20 protein-coding genes and 2 riboswitches are annotated in these 21,454 nt (G+C 77.2%); of the genes, 10 read left to right on the forward strand and 10 right to left on the reverse strand.

What is annotated here, in order from left to right; genetic code table 11:
* Positions 1-2: 2 nt before the first annotated feature.
* Both cobM and cbiE read right to left on the reverse strand, forming a co-directional pair.
* On the reverse strand, positions 3-773 hold the full coding sequence (cobM, locus tag M3673_RS12780; RefSeq protein WP_251534182.1) for a precorrin-4 C(11)-methyltransferase: 771 nt from the start codon (positions 771-773) through the stop codon (positions 3-5).
* Complete coding sequence (cbiE, locus tag M3673_RS12785) at positions 770-2,101, reverse strand: precorrin-6y C5,15-methyltransferase (decarboxylating) subunit CbiE (protein ID WP_251534183.1); 1,332 nt, start codon at positions 2,099-2,101, stop codon at positions 770-772. The genes cobM and cbiE overlap by 4 nt, the downstream gene beginning before the upstream one ends.
* 17 nt (positions 2,102-2,118) lie before the next feature.
* Positions 2,119-2,275: riboswitch (cobalamin riboswitch) on the forward strand.
* A gap of 22 nt (positions 2,276-2,297) precedes the next feature.
* Here cbiE and M3673_RS12790 point away from each other — a divergent pair.
* From M3673_RS12790 to M3673_RS12810, 5 genes are read left to right on the forward strand one after another with little or no spacing between them, the layout of a single operon-like run.
* Positions 2,298-4,337 (forward strand): VWA domain-containing protein, encoded by a 2,040-nt coding sequence (locus tag M3673_RS12790; protein ID WP_251534184.1) that lies wholly within the window; start codon positions 2,298-2,300, stop codon positions 4,335-4,337.
* The gene (cobO, locus tag M3673_RS12795; RefSeq protein ID WP_251534185.1) at positions 4,337-4,954 is read left to right on the forward strand and encodes a cob(I)yrinic acid a,c-diamide adenosyltransferase; all 618 of its coding nucleotides are present in this window, start codon (positions 4,337-4,339) and stop codon (positions 4,952-4,954) included. Before M3673_RS12790 ends, cobO begins: the two co-directional genes overlap by 1 nt.
* On the forward strand, positions 4,951-6,318 hold the full coding sequence (locus M3673_RS12800) for a cobyrinate a,c-diamide synthase (protein WP_251534186.1): 1,368 nt from the start codon (positions 4,951-4,953) through the stop codon (positions 6,316-6,318). Before cobO ends, M3673_RS12800 begins: the two co-directional genes overlap by 4 nt.
* Positions 6,311-7,357 carry an Rv2231c family pyridoxal phosphate-dependent protein CobC gene (gene cobC / locus M3673_RS12805; RefSeq protein ID WP_251534187.1) on the forward strand — a complete coding sequence of 349 codons (1,047 nt, stop codon included), beginning with the start codon at positions 6,311-6,313 and terminating at the stop codon, positions 7,355-7,357. Before M3673_RS12800 ends, cobC begins: the two co-directional genes overlap by 8 nt.
* Entirely contained in the window at positions 7,354-8,037 is a 684-nt protein-coding gene (locus M3673_RS12810) for a hypothetical protein (RefSeq protein ID WP_251534188.1), read from the forward strand. Before cobC ends, M3673_RS12810 begins: the two co-directional genes overlap by 4 nt.
* A gap of 13 nt (positions 8,038-8,050) precedes the next feature.
* Here the strand turns inward: M3673_RS12810 and M3673_RS12815 are convergent, their stop codons facing one another.
* Complete coding sequence (locus M3673_RS12815) at positions 8,051-8,284, reverse strand: hypothetical protein (protein ID WP_193661407.1); 234 nt, start codon at positions 8,282-8,284, stop codon at positions 8,051-8,053.
* Between the two features lie 88 nt (positions 8,285-8,372).
* Positions 8,373-8,461, forward strand: a riboswitch (cobalamin riboswitch).
* A gap of 58 nt (positions 8,462-8,519) precedes the next feature.
* On the opposite strand from M3673_RS12815, the gene M3673_RS12820 reads away from it, so the two are divergent.
* The 4 genes from M3673_RS12820 to M3673_RS12835 all read left to right on the forward strand — a co-directional run bounded on the left by M3673_RS12820 (position 8,520) and on the right by M3673_RS12835 (position 11,489).
* Positions 8,520-8,756, forward strand: a complete 237-nt coding sequence (locus M3673_RS12820; RefSeq protein WP_251534189.1) for a CbtB-domain containing protein — start codon at positions 8,520-8,522, stop codon at positions 8,754-8,756.
* A gap of 93 nt (positions 8,757-8,849) precedes the next feature.
* Entirely contained in the window at positions 8,850-9,653 is an 804-nt protein-coding gene (locus M3673_RS12825) for a CbtA family protein (RefSeq protein WP_251534190.1), read from the forward strand.
* Positions 9,650-10,741 carry a nicotinate-nucleotide--dimethylbenzimidazole phosphoribosyltransferase gene (gene cobT / locus M3673_RS12830; RefSeq protein ID WP_251534191.1) on the forward strand — a complete coding sequence of 364 codons (1,092 nt, stop codon included), beginning with the start codon at positions 9,650-9,652 and terminating at the stop codon, positions 10,739-10,741. The genes M3673_RS12825 and cobT overlap by 4 nt, the downstream gene beginning before the upstream one ends.
* Complete coding sequence (locus M3673_RS12835) at positions 10,734-11,489, forward strand: adenosylcobinamide-GDP ribazoletransferase (RefSeq protein ID WP_251534192.1); 756 nt, start codon at positions 10,734-10,736, stop codon at positions 11,487-11,489. The genes cobT and M3673_RS12835 overlap by 8 nt, the downstream gene beginning before the upstream one ends.
* A gap of 5 nt (positions 11,490-11,494) precedes the next feature.
* Here M3673_RS12835 and M3673_RS12840 read toward each other — a convergent pair whose 3' ends face one another.
* Entirely contained in the window at positions 11,495-12,043 is a 549-nt protein-coding gene (locus tag M3673_RS12840; RefSeq protein ID WP_251534193.1) for a bifunctional adenosylcobinamide kinase/adenosylcobinamide-phosphate guanylyltransferase, read from the reverse strand.
* A gap of 14 nt (positions 12,044-12,057) precedes the next feature.
* Between M3673_RS12840 and M3673_RS12845 the strand changes: the two genes are divergently transcribed.
* Complete coding sequence (locus M3673_RS12845; protein WP_251534194.1) at positions 12,058-12,993, forward strand: cobalamin biosynthesis protein; 936 nt, start codon at positions 12,058-12,060, stop codon at positions 12,991-12,993.
* Here the strand turns inward: M3673_RS12845 and M3673_RS12850 are convergent.
* From M3673_RS12850 to M3673_RS12875, 6 genes are all read right to left on the reverse strand, one after another.
* Positions 12,944-13,669, reverse strand: coding sequence for a cobalt-precorrin-6A reductase (locus tag M3673_RS12850; RefSeq protein ID WP_193661413.1), 726 nt, complete (start codon positions 13,667-13,669; stop codon positions 12,944-12,946). The genes M3673_RS12845 and M3673_RS12850 overlap by 50 nt on opposite strands.
* Complete coding sequence (locus tag M3673_RS12855; RefSeq protein ID WP_251534195.1) at positions 13,666-15,123, reverse strand: cobyric acid synthase; 1,458 nt, start codon at positions 15,121-15,123, stop codon at positions 13,666-13,668. The genes M3673_RS12850 and M3673_RS12855 overlap by 4 nt, the downstream gene beginning before the upstream one ends.
* Positions 15,120-15,932 (reverse strand): precorrin-6A synthase (deacetylating), encoded by an 813-nt coding sequence (gene cobF, locus M3673_RS12860; RefSeq protein ID WP_251534196.1) that lies wholly within the window; start codon positions 15,930-15,932, stop codon positions 15,120-15,122. The genes M3673_RS12855 and cobF overlap by 4 nt, the downstream gene beginning before the upstream one ends.
* Positions 15,929-19,552 carry a cobaltochelatase subunit CobN gene (gene cobN, locus M3673_RS12865; RefSeq protein WP_251534197.1) on the reverse strand — a complete coding sequence of 1,208 codons (3,624 nt, stop codon included), beginning with the start codon at positions 19,550-19,552 and terminating at the stop codon, positions 15,929-15,931. The genes cobF and cobN overlap by 4 nt, the downstream gene beginning before the upstream one ends.
* A 174-nt stretch (positions 19,553-19,726) precedes the next feature.
* Entirely contained in the window at positions 19,727-20,449 is a 723-nt protein-coding gene (locus tag M3673_RS12870) for a ferredoxin (protein WP_251534198.1), read from the reverse strand.
* Positions 20,450-20,485: 36 nt separating this feature from the next.
* Positions 20,486-21,433 (reverse strand): pirin family protein, encoded by a 948-nt coding sequence (locus tag M3673_RS12875; protein WP_193661417.1) that lies wholly within the window; start codon positions 21,431-21,433, stop codon positions 20,486-20,488.
* Positions 21,434-21,454 lie beyond the last annotated feature (21 nt).

Below are 21,454 nucleotides of genomic sequence, written 5' to 3' on the forward strand. Positions count from 1 at the left end.
GCTCAGGAGCGGGGGCGGGTGGCGGAGTAGAGCCACGACTCCCCCGAGGCGTCGGTGTCGCGGGCCAGGGCGCGACCGACGAGGATGACCGCGGCCTGGCGCAGCCCGGCCGCCTCCACCTGCTCGGCGATGTCGGCGACGGTGCCGCGCAGGACGAGCTCGCCGGGCTGGCTGGCCCGGAAGACGACGGCCACGGGGCAGTCGGCGCCGTAGTGGCCGGCGAGCTCGGCCATGGTCTCGCGCGTGCGGGTGACGGCCAGGTGCAGCGCCAGGGTGGCGCCGGTGGCGGCGTAGGCGGCCAGCGACTCCCCCTCCGGCATCGCGGTGGAGCGGGCCTGCACGCGGGTGAGCACCACCGACTGGGCCACGAGGGGCACGGTGAGCTCGCGGCCGACCAGGGCCGCCGCGGCGGCGTAGGAGGGCACGCCGGGGGTGACGTCCCAGGTGACCCCGGCCGCGTCGAGCCGGCGGGTCTGCTCGGCGAGCGCGGAGTAGAGCGAGGGGTCGCCGCTGGTGAGCCGCACGACCTGCTCCCCCGCCTCGTGGGCCGCACGCATCACCTCGACCATCGCGTCGAGGTCGAGGCCCTGGGTGTCGACCAGGCGGGCCTGCGGGCGGCAGTGGCCGAGCACCTCGGCGTCGAGGTAGGTGCCGGGGTAGAGCACCACGTCGGCCTCGGCCAGCATGCGCGCCGCGCGCAGGGTCAGCAGGTCGGCGGCGCCGGGGCCGGCCCCGACGAAGCGGACGGTCGGGGGCGGGGGCTCGGGGCTCACGGGGTGCTCCAGTCGGGGTCGCCCGGCCAGCAGGTCGGGTGGTCGGGCGGGGCGGTCCAGGCCCACTGGGTGACGGCGCGGGCGGGGGTCCAGCCCGTGAACGTGCCGATCGGGGCGGCGGTCTCGACACCGTGGCGGGTCAGCTCGCCCCCGTGCTCGGCGTAGGCGGCGGCGAGCAGCTGCTCGGTCTCGAGCGTGACGCCGTGCACCACGAGCCGACCACCGGGTCGCAGCGCGGCGCGGCAGTGCTCGAGCAGACCCGGCGCGGTGGCGCCGCCGCCGACGAAGACGGCGTGCGGGCTGGGCTGCCGCTCCAGCACCGCGGGCGCCCGGCCCTCGCGCACCTGCAGGTGGGGCACGCCGAGACGGCGGGCGTTGCGCCGCACCCGCTCGGCGCGCCCGGCGTCGGCCTCGAAGGCCCAGGCCTGCAGCGAGGGGTGGGCGCGCAGCCACTCGATGCCGATCGAGCCGGCGCCGGCGCCGACGTCCCACAGCACCTCGTGGGGCCGCGGGGCCAGCCGGGAGAGGGCGCTCGCGCGCAGGTCGCGCTTGGTCAGCTGCCCGTCGTGCTCGAAGGCGTCGTCGGGCAGACCGGTGGTCCACGAGCCCGTCGGCGCCACGTCGCCGCCGGTGGGGCGCACCTCGAGGGCGAGCACGTGCAGGGCGGGCACGTCGGCGGCGGCGACGTCGGCCCAGCCGCCGGCGGTGGCCTCCAGGCGCGACTCGTGGGCCGCGCCGAGGTCGCCGAGCACGGTGAGGTCGCTCGCGGCGTACCCCTCCTCGACGAGCAGGGCCGCCACGGTCGCGGGGGTGCCGGCGTCGGAGGTCAGCAGGAGCAGGCGCACCCCGGGCGCGAGGTGGCGGCGCAGCCGGTCGGTGTCGCGCCCGACCAGGGTGAGCGCCTCGCACTCCTCGTCGGACCAGTGCAGCCGGGCCCGGGCCAGCGCGAGCGAGGACACCGCCGGGTGCACGACGAGCCGCTCGCGCGGCACCAGGGCGCGCAGGGTGGAGGCGATGCCCGAGACGGTGGGGTCGCCGGAGGCGAGCACCACGACCTCGTCGTCGGCGTGGGCGGCCAGGGTGAGGGACAGCGACGCGCCGAAGGGTCGGCCCCACGGCCGGCGGCGCTGGCCCTCGACGGCGGGCAGGAGGGCCAGCTGCCGGGCGCTGCCGAGCACCACGGACGCCTCGCCCACCAGCGCGCGGGAGGTCTCGGTGAGCGAGGACCAGCCGTCGGCGCCGATGCCGACGACGTCGACGCGCCGCGGTGCCGACCCCCGCTCGGAGGCGTGCGGGGGGCCGTCGAGGGGGGACAGGTCGGGGGGCACGCTGCGTGACGCTATCGTGACCGCCACAGCTTCGAGGTGCCCCGAGGTCGCGAGACCGACGGGAGAATCTGGGAAGCCGGTGAGAGTCCGGCACAGGCCCGCTGCGGTGACCCGGGCGATGCGCGAGCGTCGACCCGGGAAGTCCGAAGACCGGCCTCGGGGTTCCTTTCCGATGGCGGACGAGCGGGAGCCTCTCATGCCACAGCACTACCCCTTCTCTGCCGTCGTCGGCTCCGCCGACATGTCGCTCGCGCTCGTGCTGAGCGCGATCTCGCCCGAGATCGGCGGCGTCCTCGTGCGCGGCGAGAAGGGCACGGCCAAGTCCACGATCGTGCGCGGTCTCGTCGGCGTGCTGCCGCCGATCGAGGTGGTCGCGGGCGACGCCTTCTCCACCGACCCCGCCGAGCGGCCCGACGCCCCGACCGAGCAGCGCCCGGTCAGGCTCGTCGAGCTGCCGGTCGGCGCCACCGAGGACCGCGTGCTCGGCTCGCTGCACCTGGAGAAGGCGCTCGCGCAGGGCGCGGCGGAGTACGAGCCGGGCCTGCTCGCCCGCGCCCACCGCGGCATCCTCTACGTCGACGAGGTCAACCTGCTCCACGACCACCTCGTCGACGTGCTGCTCGACGCCGCCGCCACGGGCCGCGCCACCGTCGAGCGCGACGGGGTCTCGGTGACCCACGCCGCTCGCTTCGTGCTCGTGGGCACCATGAACCCCGAGGAGGGCGAGCTGCGCCCGCAGCTGCTCGACCGCTTCGGGCTCACCGTGGAGGTGGCCGCCCCCCGCGACCCGGCGCTGCGCGTCGAGGTCGTGCGACGCCGGATGGCCCACGACGCCGACCCCGAGGCCTTCGCGCGGCGGTGGGCCGCCGCCGAGGCCGACCTCACCCGCCGCGTCGCGGCCGCCCAGGCCCTGCTGCCCGACGTCGTGCTCGACGACGACGTGCTGCTCAAGGTCGCCGAGCTCTGCGCGGCCTTCGAGGTCGACGGCCTGCGCGCCGACCTCGTCACCGCCCGCACCGCGGTGGCCCACGCCGCCTGGCACGGCCGGACCCGCGTCAGCGTCGAGGACGTGCGCGCCGCCGCCCGGCTCGCCCTCCCCCACCGCCGTCGTCGCAACCCCTTCGACGCCCCCGGCCTCGACGAGGATCTCCTCGACGACGTGCTCGGCCCCGAGCCCGAGGACGACCCCGACGGACCGGGTGAGGGGCCGGAGGGCGGGTCCGAGGGAGCGCCCGACGGCGGGCCGGACCAAGGACCCACCGAGCAGCCCCAGCCGGCCGAGCCGCCCGAGCCGGCGAGCGGGGCCGACGACACCCCCGGCCGCCCGGACCCGACCGCGGAGGCGCCCGAGGAGCCGACCGCGCAGCCGACCCCGCAGCCGACCCCGCAGCCGACCCCGTCCCCCGCGGGGGCGGGCACGACGGTGGCGGCGGGCGCGACGTACCGGGCGCGGCTGTTCACGGTGCGCGGCACCGGCCGCGGGGAGAGCGGACGCCGCAGCCGGGCCGAGACCGACACCGGACGCCGCGTCGGCGCGCGGCCGGGCCGCACCGGTGCGATCCACCTCGCCGAGACCGTGCGCGCGGCCGTGCCCCACCAGGCGCTGCGCGGGCGCGCGCCGGGCGCCGGCGGACGGCTGCTGCTCGACGCCGACGACCTGCGGGTGGCGGTGCGGGAGGGCCAGGAGTCCAACCTCGTGCTCTTCTGCGTCGACGCCTCCGGCTCCATGGCCGCACGACGCCGCATGGAGCAGGTCAAGGCCGCGATCCTCAGTCTGCTGCTCGACGCCTACCGGCGCCGCGACAAGGTCGGGCTGGTCACCTTCCGCGGGGCCGGCGCCGAGCTGACCCTGCCGCCCACCCGCTCGGTCGACGTGGCCGCCGCCCGGCTCGAGGTGCTGCCCGGCGGCGGGCGCACCCCGCTCGCCGAGGGCCTCGAGGAGGCCGCCCGGACCCTGGCCACCGAGCGGCTGCGCGACCCGCGCCGCCGCTCCCTGCTCGTCGTGGTGACCGACGGCCGCGCCACCGCCGGGACCGACGCCGTCGCCCGCTCCCGACGCGCCGCCGCCGCGCTCGCCGCCGCCGGCCAGGCCGCCCTGGTCGTCGACTGCGAGAGCGGGCCGATGCGCCTGGGCCTCGGGAGCGTCCTGGCGGCCCACCTGGGCGCCGAGCACGTGCCGCTGGCCGAGGTCAGCGCCGGCGCCCTCACCGCCACCGTGCGCGAGCGGGTCGCCTGATGGCGCCGAAGGGGCAGCCGCTGGCCGTGCCCGACGACGGCCTGACCACGGCCCAGCGGCGCATCCAGCCGCTGCTGATGGTGCACACCGGCGACGGCAAGGGGAAGTCGACCGCGGCCTTCGGGCTCGCGATCCGGGCCTGGAACCAGGGCTGGGACGTCGGGGTCTTCCAGTTCGTGAAGTCGGCCAAGTGGCGCATCGGGGAGCAGACCGTGCTCGAGCGCCTCGGCGAGCTGCACGACCAGACCGGCGAGGGCGGTCCGGTGGAGTGGCACAAGATGGGCGCCGGCTGGTCGTGGTCGCGCAAGGAGGGCTCGGAGGCCGACCACGCCACCGAGGCCGCCGAGGGCTGGGCCGAGGTCAAGCGGCGCCTGGCCGAGGAGCGCCACGACCTCTACGTGCTCGACGAGTTCACCTACCCCATGGAGTGGGGCTGGGTCGACGTCGACGACGTCGTCACCACCCTGCGCGAGCGGCCCGGTCGGCAGTACGTCGTGGTCACCGGCCGCCGCGCCCACCCGGCGCTGGTCGAGGCCGCCGACCTGGTCACCGAGATGACCAAGGTCAAGCACCAGATGGACCGCGGCCAGAAGGGCCAGAGGGGGATCGAGTGGTGACCCGGCTCCCCCGCGTCGTCGTCGCCGCCCCCTCCACCGGCCAGGGCAAGACCACGGTCTCCACCGGGCTGATGGCCGCGCTGCGCCGCGCCGGTCACGTCGTCAGCGGCCACAAGGTCGGCCCCGACTACATCGACCCCGGCTACCACGCCCTCGCCTGCGGCCGACCGGGCCGCAACCTCGACCCGCACCTGGTCGGCGAGGACCTCGTCGTGCCGCTGCTGCTGCACGGCGCCCGCACCCCCGAGCCGGCCGACGTCGCCGTCGTCGAGGGCGTCATGGGCCTCTACGACGGCCGCGTCGGCACCCGCGGCTTCTCCTCCACCGCCCACGTCGCCGCCCTCACCCGCAGCCCGGTCGTGCTCGTCGTCGACATCTCGCGCTCCTCGCGCTCGATCGGCGCCGTCGTGCACGGCATGGCCACCTGGGACCCCACCGTCACCGTGGCCGGTGTCGTGCTCAACCAGGCCGGCTCCCCGCGCCACGCCGCCGAGGTGCGCTCCAGCATCGACCTGCCGGTGCTCGGCACCATCCCCCGCGACGCCGGCGTCTCCGCGCCCTCGCGCCACCTCGGCCTCGTGCCCGCCGACGAGCGCGCCCTGTCGGCGGAGTCGCTGGACCACCTCGCCGACCACGTCGCCGCCCACGTCGACCTCGAGGCCGTCCTCGCCCTCGCCGCCACCGCGCCCGACCTCGCGGAGGACCCGTGGGCGCCGGAGGCCGTCGTACGCCGCCCCGAGGGGGCCGGCCGCCCGGTCGTGGCCGTCGCGGGCGGGCGGGCCTTCACGTTCCGCTACGCCGAGACCGAGGAGCTGCTGCGCGCGGCCGGCTGCGAGGTGGTGGGCTTCGACCCGATGCACGACACGGCGCTGCCCGCCGGCACGGCGGGGGTCTACCTCGGCGGCGGCTTCCCCGAGGTCCACGTCGGGGAGCTGGGCGGCAACGAGGCGCTGCGCGCCGCCCTGCGCGCGGCCGTGCTCGACGGCGTGCCGACGGTGGCGGAGTGCGCGGGGCTGCTCTACCTCTGCGACACCCTCGACGGGGCGCCGATGGTGGGTGCGCTGCCGGCCACCGCGGAGATGACGCCGCGACTGACCATGCGCTACCCCGTGGCGACCGCGGTCGGCGACAGCCTGCTCACCCGGCGCGGGGAGCAGGTCACCGGCCACGAGTTCCACCGCACCCACGTCGAGCCGGTGAGGGGCGACACCGCCACCTGGGAGGTCGACGGCGAGGCGGTCGGCTTCGGCACCGCCAGCCTGCACGCCTCCTACCTGCACACCCACTGGGCCGGCCACCCCCACCTCGCCCAGCGGTTCGCCGACGCGGTGCACGCCCGGGCCCGTGACCTGGCCCATGGCTGACGAAGCCCCGCCCGTCGACCCGCTGCGCCACCACGGCGACGCCGAGGTGCGCGGCAGCGGGCTGCTCGACCTGGCCGTCAACGTCCACGACGGCCCCCGGCCGGCGTGGCTCGACACGGCGCTCCACGCCGCCGTGGACGCCTCGGGCGCCTACCCCAGCCCCACCGAGGCGGAGGCCGCGCTGGCCCGGCGCCACGACCGGCCGGCCGAGGAGGTGCTGGCCACCGCAGGCGCGGCCGAGGCCTTCTCCCTCGTCGCGCGGTGGCGCGCGTGGCGCCGCCCGGTGGTGGTGCACCCGCAGTTCACCGAGCCCCACGCGGCGCTGGAGCAGGCCGGTCACGACGTCACGCCGGTGCTGCTGCCGGAGCCGTTCGTGCTCGACCCGGCCGCGGTGCCCGACGACGCCGACCTCGTGGTGCTGGGCAACCCGACCAACCCCACCGGGGTCCTCCACCCGGCCGAGGCCGTGCAGGCCCTGCTGCGCCCGGGGCGGGTGGTGCTGGTCGACGAGGCCTTCATGGACGCCGTGCCCGGCGAGACCGCGTCGGTGGCCGGGCTGCGCGCCCCGGGCCTGGTGGTCGTGCGCAGCCTCACCAAGCACTGGGGCGTCCCCGGCGTGCGCGCGGGCTACCTGCTGGCCTCGCGCCGCTCGGTCGCCGCCCTGCGCCGCGGGCAGGTGCCCTGGTCGGTCGCCACCACGGCCGCCGCCGCGATGACCGCCTGCTCCACCCCCGCCGCGGTCGCCGAGGGCGCCCGACGCGCCCGCGAGGTCGTCGCCCACCGCGAGCACCTCGAGCGCGGCCTGGCCGACCTCGGCGTCGACCACGTGACCTCCGCGGCCTCCTTCGTGCTCGTGCGCGCCGGCCGCGGCGCCCACGAGCTGCTGCGCGAGCGCGGGATCGCCGTACGCCGGGCCGACACCTTCCCCGGCCTCGACGACGCCTGGGTCCGGGTCGCGGTGCGCGCGCCCGCGGTCAGCGACCGGCTGCTCGCCGCGCTCGCCACGCCCGCCACACCACCCACGGCGGTGGAGCGGTGATCGCCTTCCACCGCCGCCGCGACTGCCCCCACCCCGCCGCGGCCCCCGAGCCCGACACCCGGCTGCGACGCCGGGACGGGGAGCCCTACCCCCACGTCAGCCAGTACGCCACGCCCGCCCTCATCCCCCGGCTGGTCGACGGCAGCGCGCGGGCCGAGGACGACCCCGCCTGGGCCACCACGGGCGCCTGCTGCCCGGCCGGCTACGCGTTCTGGGCCCACCGCATGTGCGGCGTCGCGGCCCTGGCCGGGCTCGTGGAGCACCGCCGCGGCGAGCGGCTCGAGCTCGTGCCGACCGCCGAGGACCTGCTCGAGGTCGGCGGCTACGTCCTCACCCCCGAGCGCGTCCACGGCCTGGTCTACGCACCCCTCGTCGAGCTGCTGCGCACCCGGTGGGGCATCGGGGCGCGGGTGGCCGTCGACCTCCCCGCCGCCGACCTGGCCCGCGAGGTCGCCGCCGGCGCGCTCGCGATCGCCTCCGTGCACCCGGCCGTCCGCCGCGCCCCCGAGCCGCCGCCCGCGCGCGGCGGCCACCTCGTGACGCTGTGGGCGGCCGACGACGACGGGGTGCGGCTCACCAACCCCTCGGGCCTGCCCGGCCACAGCCAGCACGCCCGGCTGCCCGTCGACGTGCTCGCTCGCTACTACGCCGGCCGCGCCGTCGTGGTCGAGCCGGCCTGACCCGCCCGCGGGCTCAGCGCTGGCGCGACTGGAGCACGTGCAGCCGCCACCCGACGCCGACACCGAGCAGCCCCATCACGCCGGTGCCGATCGGCACGGCGTCGATCGGGCCGACCACGGCCAGGAGCACGGCGAGCACCAGCAGCACGACGCCCATGCCCGCGACCAGCCAGGCCGTGGGGTCGCGGCGGGCGGTGCTGGCGGGAGTGCTGCGGGGCGTGCTGCGGGAGCGGTCGCGGGGGTCCACGGCACCACGCTAGCGACCGCCCCGGAGCCCGGGACGGGACGGCCCCCACGCGGGGCCCCGATGGCCTAGGGTGAGCCCGCGGGCACGAGGAAGCCGGTGGGAATCCGGCACAGTCGCGCTACTGTGACAGCTCCTCCGCGGTCGACCACGGTCGGTCCGGGCGAGCTGGAGTCAGACCCGAGTGTCCGTCATCCATCCGCTTCGTCAGGGACGCACGCATCCCTCAGGAGGACACATGTCGCAGTCGTCTGCACCCACCGCTCCCCTCTCCCCGGGCCTCTCCCCGGCCGTCGAGGTCCCCGCGATCCCGCTCGGCCGGCTCGCCCCCTGGGCCCTCTTCTGCGGGCTGCTGTGCAGCCTCGTGCTGTTCTTCGTCAGCACCGACCAGGGCGCGGTCTCGGTCTTCTCCGGCACCGCGCTGCACGAGCTCGTGCACGACGGCCGCCACCTGCTGGGCTACCCCTGCCACTGAGCCCGTCCGGGCCTGCTCGCCACCACCCCTCACCTCCTCGGTGCCGGGGCCCGCTGAGGTGCGCCCCGGCGCCGGCACCCGAACGGAACCCTCATGTCCCCAGCCACCACCCGGATGACCCCGCGCGCCTTCCTGGTCAGCGGCCTGCTCGTCGGCCTGCTCGCGGGCTGCGCCGCCTTCCTCGTCGCCACCTGGGCCGGTGAGCCCGCGGTCGAGGCCGCCATCGCCCGCGAGGGCGGCCACGACCACGCCGCCGGCACGCCGGAGCACACCCATGACCCCACCGCGGGCGACGGCGCCGAGGAGGAGGTCGTCTCGCGCAGCACCCAGCGCACCTGGGGCCTGCTCACCGGCTCGGTCGCCGTCGGCGTGGCCCTCGGCGGTCTGCTCGCCCTGGGTGCGGCCGCCGCGGTGGGCCGCCTCGGCCCGCTGCGACCGGGGCCGACCGCGGCGCTCGTGGCCGGCGCCGGCTTCGTGTCGGTGGCCCTCGTGCCGTTCCTGAAGTACCCCGCGCTCCCGCCGGGCGTGGGCAGCGCGGAGACCATCGGCTCGCGCACCGCGCTCTACTTCACCTTCGTCGCCGTCTCGGTGGCCGCCGCCGTGCTCGCCGTGCTCGTGGCCCGTCGCCTGCTCCCGACCCAGGGCGGGTACGCCGCCGTGCTCGTCGGCACCGCCCTCTACCTGCTGGTCGTCGTGGGCGCCGCCGTGCTGCTGCCGGGCCCGGCCTCCGCGGGCGACGTGCCGGCCGACCTGCTGTGGAGCTTCCGCCGCGGATCGCTGCTCACGCTGCTCGCCCTGTGGGGCGTGCTCGTCCTCGGCCTGGCCGGTGCCGTCGACCGGCTGGGCCGCCAGGAGAGCGCCCTGCGGGCCCGCCGCGAGCTGGCGGCCAGCCTGTGACCGGCCCGACCGGCCCGACCGGCCCCGCCGCGCCGTCGGCCGCCGCGCGCGCGGCCGCGGCCGAGCGGCTGGCCGGCCTGGCCACGCCGGCGGGTGCGCTCGGGCGCCTGGGCGAGCTCGGCGTGTGGCTGGCCGCGGCGCAGGACAGCGTGCCGCCGCGGCCGCTCGAGCGGGTGCGGCTGGTCGTGCTGGCCGGCGACCACGGGGTCGCCGGCCACGGGGTGTCGGCGTACCCGCCCGCGATCACCGGGGCCATGGTCCGCACCTTCCTCGCCGGACGCGCCGGGGTCTCGGCGCTGGCCGCCGCCCACGGCGTGCACGTGCGGGTGCTCGACCTCGGCGTCGACGACGACCTCGACGGCCTCGCGCCCGAGGTGCACGCCGCGCTCACCGCCCACAAGGTGCGCCGCGGCAGCGGGGCGCTCCACCTCGAGGACGCGCTCACCCCCGAGCAGACCCGCGCCTCCCTCGAGGCCGGGCGCGCCGTGGCCCGCGAGGAGGTCGCGGCCGGGGCCGACCTGCTGCTCACCGGCGACATGGGCATCGGCAACACCACCCCCGCCGCCTGCCTGGTCGCCGCCGGCCTCGGGCTGGGCGCCGACGAGGTCACCGGCCGCGGCACCGGCGTCGACGACGCCGGCCTGGCCCGCAAGCGCGAGGTCGTGGCCCAGGCGCTCGCCCGCGCCGGCGACCGCGTCGCCGACCCCGTCGAGACCCTCACCGCGCTCGGCAGCGCCGACCTCGCCGCCACCGTCGGCCTGCTCACCGAGGCCGCCCGCAGCGGCGTGCCGGTGCTGCTCGACGGGCTGATGTCGGTGGCGTGCGCGCTCACCGCGGAGCGGCTCGCGCCGGGGTCCGCCGCGTGGTTCGTCGCCGGTCACCGCTCCCCCGAGCCGGCCCAGTCGCTGGCGCTGGCCCACCTGGGCCTCGAGCCGCTGCTCGACCTCGGGCTGCGCCTGGGCGAGGGCAGCGGCGCGGTGGCGGCGGTGCCGGTGCTGCGCAGCGCGGTGGCCCTGCTGCGCGACGTCGCGCTGCTGGCCGACCTGATGCCCGCCCCGGGGCTCGATCCAGGGCCGTCCGGTGCGTGACGCCTGGCGCCTGGCCCTCGGCACGCTGACCGCGATCCCCGTCGCCCCGCCCGGCCACGTCGACCGCTCCACCGCCGCGCGCGCGATGCTGCTGGCGCCCCTGGCCGCGGCGCCGCTCGGGCTGCTGGTGGCTCTCGTCGGCTGGGCCGGCGCCGAGGCCGGTCTCGACCGGCTCGCGGTGGCCGTGGTCGCCGTGGGCCTGCTCGCCGCGGGCAGCCGCGCCCTGCACTGGGACGGCCTGTCCGACACCGTCGACGGCCTCACCGCCTCCTACGACCGCGAGCGGTCGCTGGCGGTGATGCGCACGGGCACGTCGGGCCCCGCCGGCGTCGTGGCCACCGTGGTCGTGCTCCTCGCCCAGGTCGCCGCCCTCGCCTCGCTGCTGCGCCTCGACGGCGGCTGGTGGCTGGCCGGCCTCGCCGTCGCGGTCTCGCGCTGCGCCTTGGTGCTGACCTGCCTGCGCGGGGTGCCCGGCGCGCGGGGCGACGGGCTCGGGTCGGGCTTCACCGGCACCGTGGCGCCGCTCGCCGCGGCGGTGTCGTGGCTCCTGGGCACGGCCGCGCTCGTCGCCGTCGCCGCCGCGGTCGGCCTCGAGGCGTGGCGCGCCCCGGTCGCCGCGCTCGCCGCCGTGGCCGTCGTCGGCCTGCTCGTGCGGCGCACCACCCGGCGCCTCGGCGGGGTCACCGGCGACGTCTTCGGCGCCGCCGTCGAGCTGGCGCTCGCCGCGCTGCTGGTGGCGCTGTCGTGAGCCGCTCAGAGCATGAGCACGCGCCCGGCCACCACGAGGTGCACCGCCTCGCACTCCGCGGCCAGGCGCTGGTTGGCCAGGCCGAGCAGGTCGCGGAAGACCCGGCCCGAGCGGTGCGCGGGCACCACGCCGAGACCGACCTCGTTGGTCACCAGCACCACGTCGCCCGCCGCCCCGGCCAGCGCCGCGGCCGCCTCGTCGAGCCGCGCCCCGACCAGCGCGTGCAGCGCCTCGCTCGGCTCCTCCCAGGCCTCGGCGTCGTCGAGCAGCCGGGTCAGCCAGGTGCCGAGGCAGTCCACGAGCACCGCGCCGTGACCAGCGCCGTGACCAGGGCCGTGCCCGGCGCCGGCCAGGGCGCCGGCGAGGTCGCCGGTCTCCAGCGTGCGCCAGGCCGCCGGCCGTCGCGCCCGGTGGGCGGCCACGCGGGCGGCCCAGTCGGCGTCGTCGAGCACCGGGCCGGGCGCGACGTAGGTGACGTCCTCGCGCCCCGCGAGCAGCCCCTCCGCGTGGCGCGACTTGCCCGAGCGCACTCCCCCGGTCACCAGCACCCTCACCACCGGAGCCTCCCATGACGTGCAGCCGCGCGGTGGGCCTGGCCGTCGGCTTCGCCGCCGACCGGGCGCTGGGCGACCCCGCCCGGTGGCACCCGGTGGCCGGCTTCGGCTCCCTCGCGGGCGCCCTGGAGCGGCGGGCGTGGGCCGACGCGCGGCCCCGCGGCGCGGCGTACGTCGTGGTGCTGGTCGGCGCCACGACCGGCGCCGGCGTCGCGGTGGAGCGCGCGACCCGGGAGCGGCCGGTGGCCCACGCGCTGGCCACGGCGGTGGCGACCTGGGTGGTGCTGGGCGGCACGTCGCTGGGTCGCGAGGCCGGGGCGGTCGACGACCTGCTGCGCGCGGGTCGCCTCGACGACGCCCGGCAGCGGCTGACCCACCTCGTGGGCCGCGACACCCGCGTGCTCGACGCCGACGGGGTGGCCCGCGCGGCGGTCGAGTCGGTGGCCGAGAACACCTCCGACGCCGTCGTGGCCCCCCTCGTGCTCGGCGCGCTGGCCGGGGTGCCGGGGCTGCTGGGCTACCGCGCCGCCAACACCCTCGACGCGATGGTCGGCCACCGCACCCCGCGCCACGAGCGCTTCGGCTGGGCGGCGGCGCGCCTCGACGACCTGCTCAACCTGCCCGGCGCGCGGCTGTGCGCGCTGCTGGCCGTGGTGCTCGGCGACGACCCGCGCGCGGCGGTGCGGGCGTGGCGCCGCGACGCGCGCGCCCACCCCAGCCCCAACGCCGGCCCGGTGGAGGCGGCCTTCGCGGGCGCCCTCGGGCTGCGCCTGGGCGGCGAGACCGTCTACCCCACCCGCGTCGAGCAGCGCCCGCTGCTCGGCGACGGCCGCGCGCCCGGCGTTCACGACCTGCCCCGCGCCCGCGCGCTCGCCGCACGGGTGGGCCTCGGCGCGCTCGTCACGCTCGCACCTCTCGCAGCCAGGCGCACGCGGCCGCGACGTCGCTGACCGTCGCGACCCCGGCCGGCTCCGCCGGGCGGCGTACGACGACCACCGCCAGGCCGCCCGCGGCGGCGGCCTCCAGCTTGGGCCAGGTGTGGACCCCGCCGGAGTCCTTGGTCACCAGGACGTCGGCGCGGTGCTCCTCGACCAGCGCCCGCTCGCCGGCGAGGGTGTAGGGACCGCGGCTGCGCAGCAGCGTCCACGCCTCGGGCAGGGCGACCTCGGGCTCGTCGACGACCCGGGCGAGCACCGCGTGGGCGCGCAGCGGGCCGGTGAACCGGCCGAGCTCCTGGCGGCCCACGGTGAGGAACGGGCGCCGGCCCAGCCGCGCGGTCAGCGCGGCGGCCTCGTCGTGGCCCTCCACCCAGTGCCAGGCCCCGGCCCCCGGGGCGTCGGACCAGCCGGGCCGGGCCAGCCGCAGCAGCGGCACGTCGACACCGGCGGCGCTGTGGGAGATCCGCGCGGCGAAGGGGTGCGTGGCGTCGACGACGGCGTCGTAGCCGCGGGCGTGCTCGCGCAGGCCCTCCGGCCCGCCGAAGCCGCCGACGCGCACCTCACCCACCGGCAGCGCCGGGCGGGCGACCCGCCCGGCCAGCGAGGAGACCACCTCGACGCCCTCGGTGACCAGCGCCGCCGCCAGGGCGCGCGCCTCGGCCGTGCCGCCGAGCAGCAGCACCCTCACGCGCGGGTCCCCGCAGGCTCGGGCGCCCCCGGCGCCAGCACCGGGAGCCCCGCCGGTGCGCCCCGGGTCGCGAGGTCGAGCAGGGCGTCGACGTCGAGGTGCTGCTCGACCAGGTCGCCGAGCAGGTCGAGGCGCCGCTCGCGGGCGGCCGGGAAGGAGGCGGTGGAGGTGACACCGAGGGCCTCGCGCAGGTAGGCCGCGCGGTGGGCGTCGTCCTCGAGCCGGCCGTGCACCATCGTGCCGGTGACGGCGCCGGCGACCCGCTCGCCGCTCGTGCGGCCGTGGTGGATCTCGTAGCCCGCCGGCTCGTGGGTGCGCAGCACCTTGTCGGGGCCGAAGACGGTCTCGAGGTCGAGCAGGCCGAGCCCCTCGACCTCGGCGCCGGGGTCCCCCTCCACGCCGTGGGGGTCGGCGATGCGCCGACCGAGCACCTGGCAGCCGCCGCAGATCCCGAGCACCGGGCGCCCGGCCGCGGCGTGGTCGAGCACGGCCCGGTCGAGGCCGCGCTCGCGCAGCCAGGCCAGGTCGGCGAGGGTCGCGCGGGTGCCGGGCAGCACGACGAGGTCGGCGTCGGCCAGGCCCTGCGGGGTGGTCACGAAGCGCACGTCGAGGCCGGGCTCGAGGTCGAGCGCGTCGGCGTCGGTGACGTTGCTGATCCGCGGGAAGCGCACGACCGCGACCACCGCCCGGTCTCCCCCGGAGCACTCGGAGCGCCCGGAGCGCTCGCGACGCGCCTCCAGGTCGAGGGCGTCCTCGCCGTCGAGCCACAGGTCGGGGCTCCAGGGCAGCACGCCGAAGGTGCGCCGCCCGGTCGCCGCGGCCAGCTGGTCGAGGCCCGGCGCGAGGAGCGAGACGTCGCCGCGGAACTTGTTGACCACGAAGCCCGCCACCAGGGCCTGGTCGCCCGGCGGGAGCAGGGCGACCGTGCCGAGGAAGGCCGCGAAGACCCCGCCGCGGTCGATGTCGCCCACCACCACCGTGGGCAGGCCGGCGTGGCGCGCGAGGCCCATGTTGACGTAGTCGCCGGCGCGCAGGTTGATCTCCGCGGGGCTGCCCGCGCCCTCGGCGACGACCACGTCGACGCGGCCGGCCAGGTCGTCGTAGGCCGCGTGCGCGGCGGCGGCCAGGTGGCGCCGGCCGTCGACGAAGTCGCGCGCCGAGACCTCGCCGGCCGGGCGGCCCATCACGACCACGTGGCTGCGCCGCTCGGAGCCGGGCTTGAGCAGCACCGGGTTCATGGCCACCTCGGGCTCGATGCGCGCGGCCAGGGCCTGCACCCACTGCGCCCGCCCCATCTCCAGGCCGTCGCGGGTGACCATGGAGTTGTTGGACATGTTCTGCGCCTTGTAGGGCGCCACGCGCAGCCCGCGGCGGGCCAGCGCCCGGCACAGCCCGGTGGTCACCACGCTCTTGCCCGCGTCGGAGGTCGTCCCGGCGACGAGCAGACCGCTCACGCCGCCGGCTCCGGGGCGCGCAGCAGGTAGATGTCCATCACCCAGCCGGCCGCCTCCTTGCACCGCGCGCGGGCGGCCTCCACCTCGGCCACGACGTCGCGCACGCGACCGGCCACGAGCTCCTCGCTCGGCGTGCCGAGGTTGCCGCCCCACCAGATCGACCAGTCGCCCAGGTCGAGCTCGGGCCCGGTGAGGTCGACGACGCGGTTGAGCATGACCACGACGTTGTCCTGGCCCTGCCCGTGCGGCGGGGGCAGCACGGCCTCGGCCAGCCGGCGCCGTGTCGTGACGTGGAGGGCCTGGCCCACCTCGTGCAGCACGAGGCGGTGGCGCGCGGCCAGCAGCTGCACCGAGGAGATCCCCGGCACGACGCTCACCTCCAGCGGCAGCCGGCGGCCCACCCGCTCGAGCACGCGGATCGTGGAGTCGTAGAAGGCGGGGTCGCCCCAGACCAGGAAGCCCGCGTCGCCGTCGTGACCGCGCAGGGCGTCCTCGTAGGCGCCGGCCCGCGCGTCGTGCCAGGCCTCGACGGCCTCGTCGTACTCCTCCTGGGTGCCGGTGCGCTCCGGGCGCCGCTCGCGCGAGGGGTCCTCGATGCGCACGACCACGGGGGTGGCGTCGAGGTGGCGGTCGAGCAGCCGCTCGCGCGCCACGACCAGCGGGTCGGGCATGCCGCCGCGCTCGGAGGTCAGCGCGGCGGACTTGTCGGAGACGACGAAGTACGCCGAGTCCCGCATCGCCCGCACCGCCTCCAGCGTGACCTGGTCGGGGTCGCCCGGCCCCACCCCGATCACCCGGACCCGCTTCACGCCCGGTCCTCGGCCCGGTCCTCGGCCCGGTCCTCGAGGTCGCCCTCCAGGTCGAGGTAGACCTCCTGCATCGCGGCCAGCACCTCGGGGTCGGGCTCGGCCCACAGGCCGCGGTCCCTCGCCTCGTGGAGCTTCTCCACGATGCCGCGCAGCGCCCAGGGGTTGGAGCGGCGCATGAACTCCTGGTTGGTCTCGTCGAGCACGTACTCCTGGGCCAGGGTGTCGTACATCCAGTCGTGCACGACGCCGGTCGTGGCGTCGAAGCCGAAGAGGTAGTCGACGGTGGCGGCCAGCTCGAAGGCGCCCTTGTAGCCGTGCCGCTGCATCGCGGAGATCCAGCGCGGGTTGACCACGCGGGCACGGAAGACCCGGTTGGTCTCCTCCTGCAGGGTGCGGGTGCGCACGGCGTCGGGCGTGGTGGAGTCGCCGACGTAGGCCTGCGGCGCGGCGCCGGTCAGCGCACGCACGGTGGCGACCATGCCGCCGTGGTACTGGTAGTAGTCGTCGCTGTCGGCGATGTCGTGCTCGCGGGTGTCGATGTTCTTCGCCGCGACCTTGATCCGGCGGTAGTTGGCCCGCATGTCGTCGGCGGCCGCGGCGCCGTCGAGGTCGCGGCCGTAGGCGAAGCCGCCCCAGGCGGTGTAGACCTCGGCCAGGTCGGTGTCGTCGCGCCAGGTGCCCGACTCCACCAGCTGCAGGATGCCGGCGCCGTAGGAGCCCGGCTTGGAGCCGAAGATCCGGGTGGTGGCCCGGCGCTCGTCGCCGTGCTCGGCGAGGTCGGCCTGGGCGTGGGCGCGCACGTAGTTGCTGGCGTGCGGCTCCTCGAGGCCGGCGACGAGGCGCACGGCGTCGTCGAGCATGGCCACGACGTGGGGGAAGGCGTCGCGGAAGAAGCCGGAGATCCGCACCGTGACGTCGATGCGCGGGCGGCCCAGCTCCTCCAGCGGCACGACCGTCAGGTCGTTGACGCGCCGCGAGGCCTCGTCCCACGACGGACGCACGCCGAGCAGGGCCAGGACCTCCGCGACGTCGTCGCCGGAGGTGCGCATCGCGCTGGTGCCCCACACCGAGAGCCCCACCGAGGCGGGGTAGTCGCCGGTGTCGTCGAGGTAGCGCTGCACCAGCGACTCGGCCATGGCCAGCCCGGTCTGCCAGGCCAGCCGCGAGGGCACGGCGCGGGGGTCGACGGTGTAGAAGTTGCGCCCCGTCGGGAGCACGTTGACCAGCCCGCGCAGCGGCGAGCCCGAGGGGCCGGCCGGCACGAAGCCGCCGTCGAGGGCGTGGAGCACCGCGTCGAGCTCGTCGGTGGTGCGGGCCAGGCGCGGCACGACCTGGGTCGCGGCGAAGGCCAGCACCCGCTGCACCTCGGGGTCGTCGTGCAGCCCCGCCGCGGCGGCGCGGTCCCAGCCGGCGGCCTCCATGCCCTGCACGAGCGCGCGGGCCCGCTCCTCGACGCCGTCGATGACCGTGGTCGCCTCCGCGCCCTCCTTGAGGCCCAGCGCCGCGCGCAGCCCCGGCACCGATGCGGTCTCGCCGCCCCAGACCTGGGAGGCGCGCAGGATGGCCAGCACCAGGTTGACCCGGGCCTCGCCCTCGGGCGCCTGGCCCAGCACGTGCAGCCCGTCACGGATCTGGGCGTCCTTGATCTCGCACAGCCAGCCGTCGACGTGGAGCAGGAAGTCGTCGAACTCCTCGTCGCCGGGGCGCTCGTCGAGCCCGAGGTCGCGGTGCATCTCCGCGGCGTGCATGAGCTGCCAGATCTCCCCGCGCACGGCGGGCAGCTTGGCGGGGTCCATCGCCGCGATGTTGGCGTGCTCGTCGAGCAGCTGCTCGAGTCGGGCGATGTCGCCGTAGGTCTCCGCACGCGCCATCGGCGGGATGAGGTGGTCCACGATCGTGGCGTGGGCGCGGCGCTTGGCCTGGGCGCCCTCGCCGGGGTCGTTGACCAGGAAGGGGTAGATCAGCGGCAGGTCGGCGATGGTCTGGTCGGTGGCGCAGCTCGCCGACAGCGCGGCGTTCTTGCCCGGCAGCCACTCCATCGAGCCGTGCTTGCCCAGGTGCACCACCGCGTGGGCGCCGAAGCCACCGGTCTCCACGTCGCCGCCGACCCAGCGGTAGGCCGCGAGGTAGTGGTGCGAGGGCGCCATGTCGGGGTCGTGGTAGATCGCGACGGGGTTCTCCCCGAAGCCGCGTGGGGGCTGGATGAGCAGCACGACGTTGCCGGCCTGGATCGTGGCCAGCACGATCTCGCCGGCGTCGTTGACGAAGAGCTCGCCGGGCGACTCCCCCCAGGTCGCCACGACGTCGTCGCGCAGCGCGACGGGCAGGTCGGCGGTCCAGCCGTCGTACTGCTGCTTCGTGATCCGCACGTGGGCGTCGGTGAGCTGGGCGTGGGTCAGCCACTCCTCGTCCTGCCCGCCGGCGTCGATGAGGGCGTGGATCAGCGCGTCGCCCGCCTCGGTGTCGTCGTCGAGGTCGAGCCCCGGGACCGCGCCGGCCGGGCCGAGGTCGTAGCCCTCCTCGCGCATGCGCCGCAGCAGCCGCACGGTCGAGACCGGGGTGTCGAGGCCCACGGCGTTGCCGACCCGGCTGTGCTTGGTGGGGTACGCCGAGAGCATCAGCGCCACCCGCCGCTCGGCGGGCGGCACGCGCCGCAGCCGGGCGTGGCCGACCGCGATGCCGGCCACCCGGGCGCAGCGCTCGGCGTCGGCGACGTAGCGGGGCAGGCCGTCGGCGTCGATCTCCTTGAAGGAGAACGGCGCGGTGATGATGCGCCCGTCGAACTCGGGGATCGCGATCTGGGTCGCGGAGTCCATCGGGGTCACCCCGTCGTCGGAGGCCTCCCACTCCGCGCGGCTGCTGGTCAGGCACAGGCCCTGCAGGATCGGGATGTCGAGCGCGGCCATGCGGGCGACGTCCCACGCCTCGTCGTCGCCGCCGGCGCTGGCCGTGGCCGGGGTCGACCCGCCCGCGGCCAGCACGGTCACCACGAGGGCGTCGAGGGTGCCCAGCGCGGCGTAGAGCTCGTCGGGGGCCGAGCGCAGGCTGGAGGAGAAGATCGGCACGCCGACCGCGCGGCCGGTGGCGTCGACGGCGTCGGCCAGGGCGTGCACGAAGGCGGTGTTACCGCTGGCCTGGTGGGCCCGGTAGTAGAGGATCCCCACCCGCGGCAGGTCAGCGGGCAGGTCGGCGGGCCGCTCGGCCAGGCCCCACTCCGGCAGGGCCGCCGGCGCCTCGAAGCCCTCGCCGGTGAGCAGCACGGTGTCGGAGAGGAAGGCGTGCAGCTGGGCCAGGTTGTCCGGGCCGCCCTCGGCGAGGTAGCGGTGGGCCTCGGCGGCCACCCCGATCGGCACCGACGACTGCTCCATCAGCTCCGCGCTCGGCTGCTGCTCCCCGCCGAGCACGACCACGGGCATGCCGGTGGCGCGGATGCGGGCGAAGCCCGAGCAGAGGTCCTGCGGGGAGCCGAGCACCCGGCCCACGACGAGGTCGCAGCCCTCGATGGTCTCGGCCATCGACTGGTGGCCGGGGCGGGCGGGGTTGGCCCAGACCCAGTCGGCGCCGCTGGCGCGGGCCGAGAGCAGGTCGGTGTCTGAGGTGGAGAGCAGCGCGATGCGCACGAGGGCCTCCTCGGGGTTCTCGCCCCGGTGGTAGTGGCGGAGTCCCGTGGCCAGTATCTGGCTGGGCCGTCGGAGGCGCAGGGCCTCGCGACGGCGTCACAGTGGCGGAACCGCCCCGGACTGGGCATCGCTGCCGCACCGGGTTCCTGGGTCCACGAGACGTGTAGCGGCAGCCTAGGCCATCCCGCGCGGCGCGGGGCGGGCCAGCCGCTGGGCGGCGACCGGACGCCCGTCGACCAGGTGCTCGGCGACGATCCGGTCGACCGAGCCGGCACCGACGCGGGCGTACCAGACGTCGTCGGGCTGCACCGCGACCACCGGGGCGTGGTTGCACGGCAGCAGGCAGCCGGTCTGGGTCAGCAGCACGTCGTCGTCGCCGAGCCCGTGGGCCATCAGGGCCAGCACCACCGCCTCGGCGGTGTCGTCGGAGCCGCGCGCGCTGCACCGCGGTCCGCGGCACACCAGCACCTGGTGGCGGTGGGCGGTGACCTCCTCCCACGCCGGCGAGGTCAGCCCCGCCTCGGCGCCGGTCACCGGCGTGGCCGCGGCGACCAGCCGCGCGACCCGCTCCCCCGCGCCGGCGGCCGGGTCGAGGTCGGCCAGCAGCGCGCCGGCGACGCGCACCTGCGGTGCGTCGTCGCCCCGCTCGCGCCACCAGTGGGCGACCACGCGCCGCAGCCACGACGCCCCGGGGGCCAGCGGCCCGGTCGCGACGCCGACCACGACGACGCGGCGTACGCCGGAGCCGGCGAGGCGGGTCAGCTCGCGGGCCGGCGAGGGGTCGCCCTGCTGGAGGTGGGCGACGCTCGCGCCGACCTCGGCGGCGAGCGCGGCCAGCTCCGCGCCGGCGCGCACCTCGCGCACCGACATCGTCACCAGCACGACCTGCTCGTCCACGCGGGGGAACCTAGCAGCGCCCCCGCCTACGCCCGCTCAGCTCGTCGGGTGCCCGAAGCTGCCGCGCTGGAAGGCCTGGTAGGCCTCCATCACCTCGGCCTTGGTGTTCATCACGAAGGGTCCGGCCCACGCCAGCGGCTCGCGGATCGGGCGACCGCCGAGCACGACCACGTCGAGGCGCGGCGAGCGGCTCTCCTGACGGCCCGCGGCCGAGACCGTGAGGTAGTCGCCGGCGCCGAGCACGGCGGCCTGGCCGGTGCGCAGCGGGCGGCCCTCCTCCCCCACGGTGCCGTCGCCGTTGAGCACGTAGACGAGCGCGTTGAAGTCGACGTCCCAGGGCAGGTCGAGGCGGGCGCCGGGCTCGAGCGAGGCGTGCACCAGCGCCATGGGGGTGTACGTCGACCCCGGCCCGGCGTGGCCGTCGACGGTGCCGGCGATGACGCGCACGAGCGCCCCGGCGTCGGCGGAGGTCAGCAGCTGCACCTCCCCGGAGCGGATGTCCTGGTACTTCGGGGTGCTCATCTTGGCGTCGCGGGGCAGGTTCACCCACAGCTGGAGGCCGTGGAAGAGCCCGCCGGACTGCACGAGCCACTCCGGCGGGGCCTCGATGTGCAGCAGCCCGGAGCCGGCGGTCATCCACTGGGTGTCGCCGTTGGTGATCGTGCCGCCACCACCGTGGGAGTCGTGGTGGTCGAAGGTGCCGTCGATGATGTAGGTGACGGTCTCGAAGCCGCGGTGGGGGTGCCAGGCGGTGCCCTTCGGCTCGCCCGGCGCGTACTCCACCTCGCCCATCTGGTCCATCATGATGAACGGGTCGAGACGGGCCAGGTCGATGCCCGCGAAGGCGCGGCGCACGGGGAAGCCCTCGCCCTCGTAGCCCTGGGGCGCCGTGGTCACCTGCAGCACCGGGCGCGGCTGGTCGCCCAGCCCGGGGCCGCGCACCCGGTCGAGGGTGGTCAGGTCGTCGACGGTGATCGCAGGCATGACCCGATCCTAGCCGCGCCT

The sequence above is a fragment of the Nocardioides sp. P86 genome, from assembly GCF_023712465.1.
Taxonomy (GTDB): Bacteria; Actinomycetota; Actinomycetes; order Propionibacteriales; family Nocardioidaceae; genus Nocardioides; species Nocardioides kribbensis.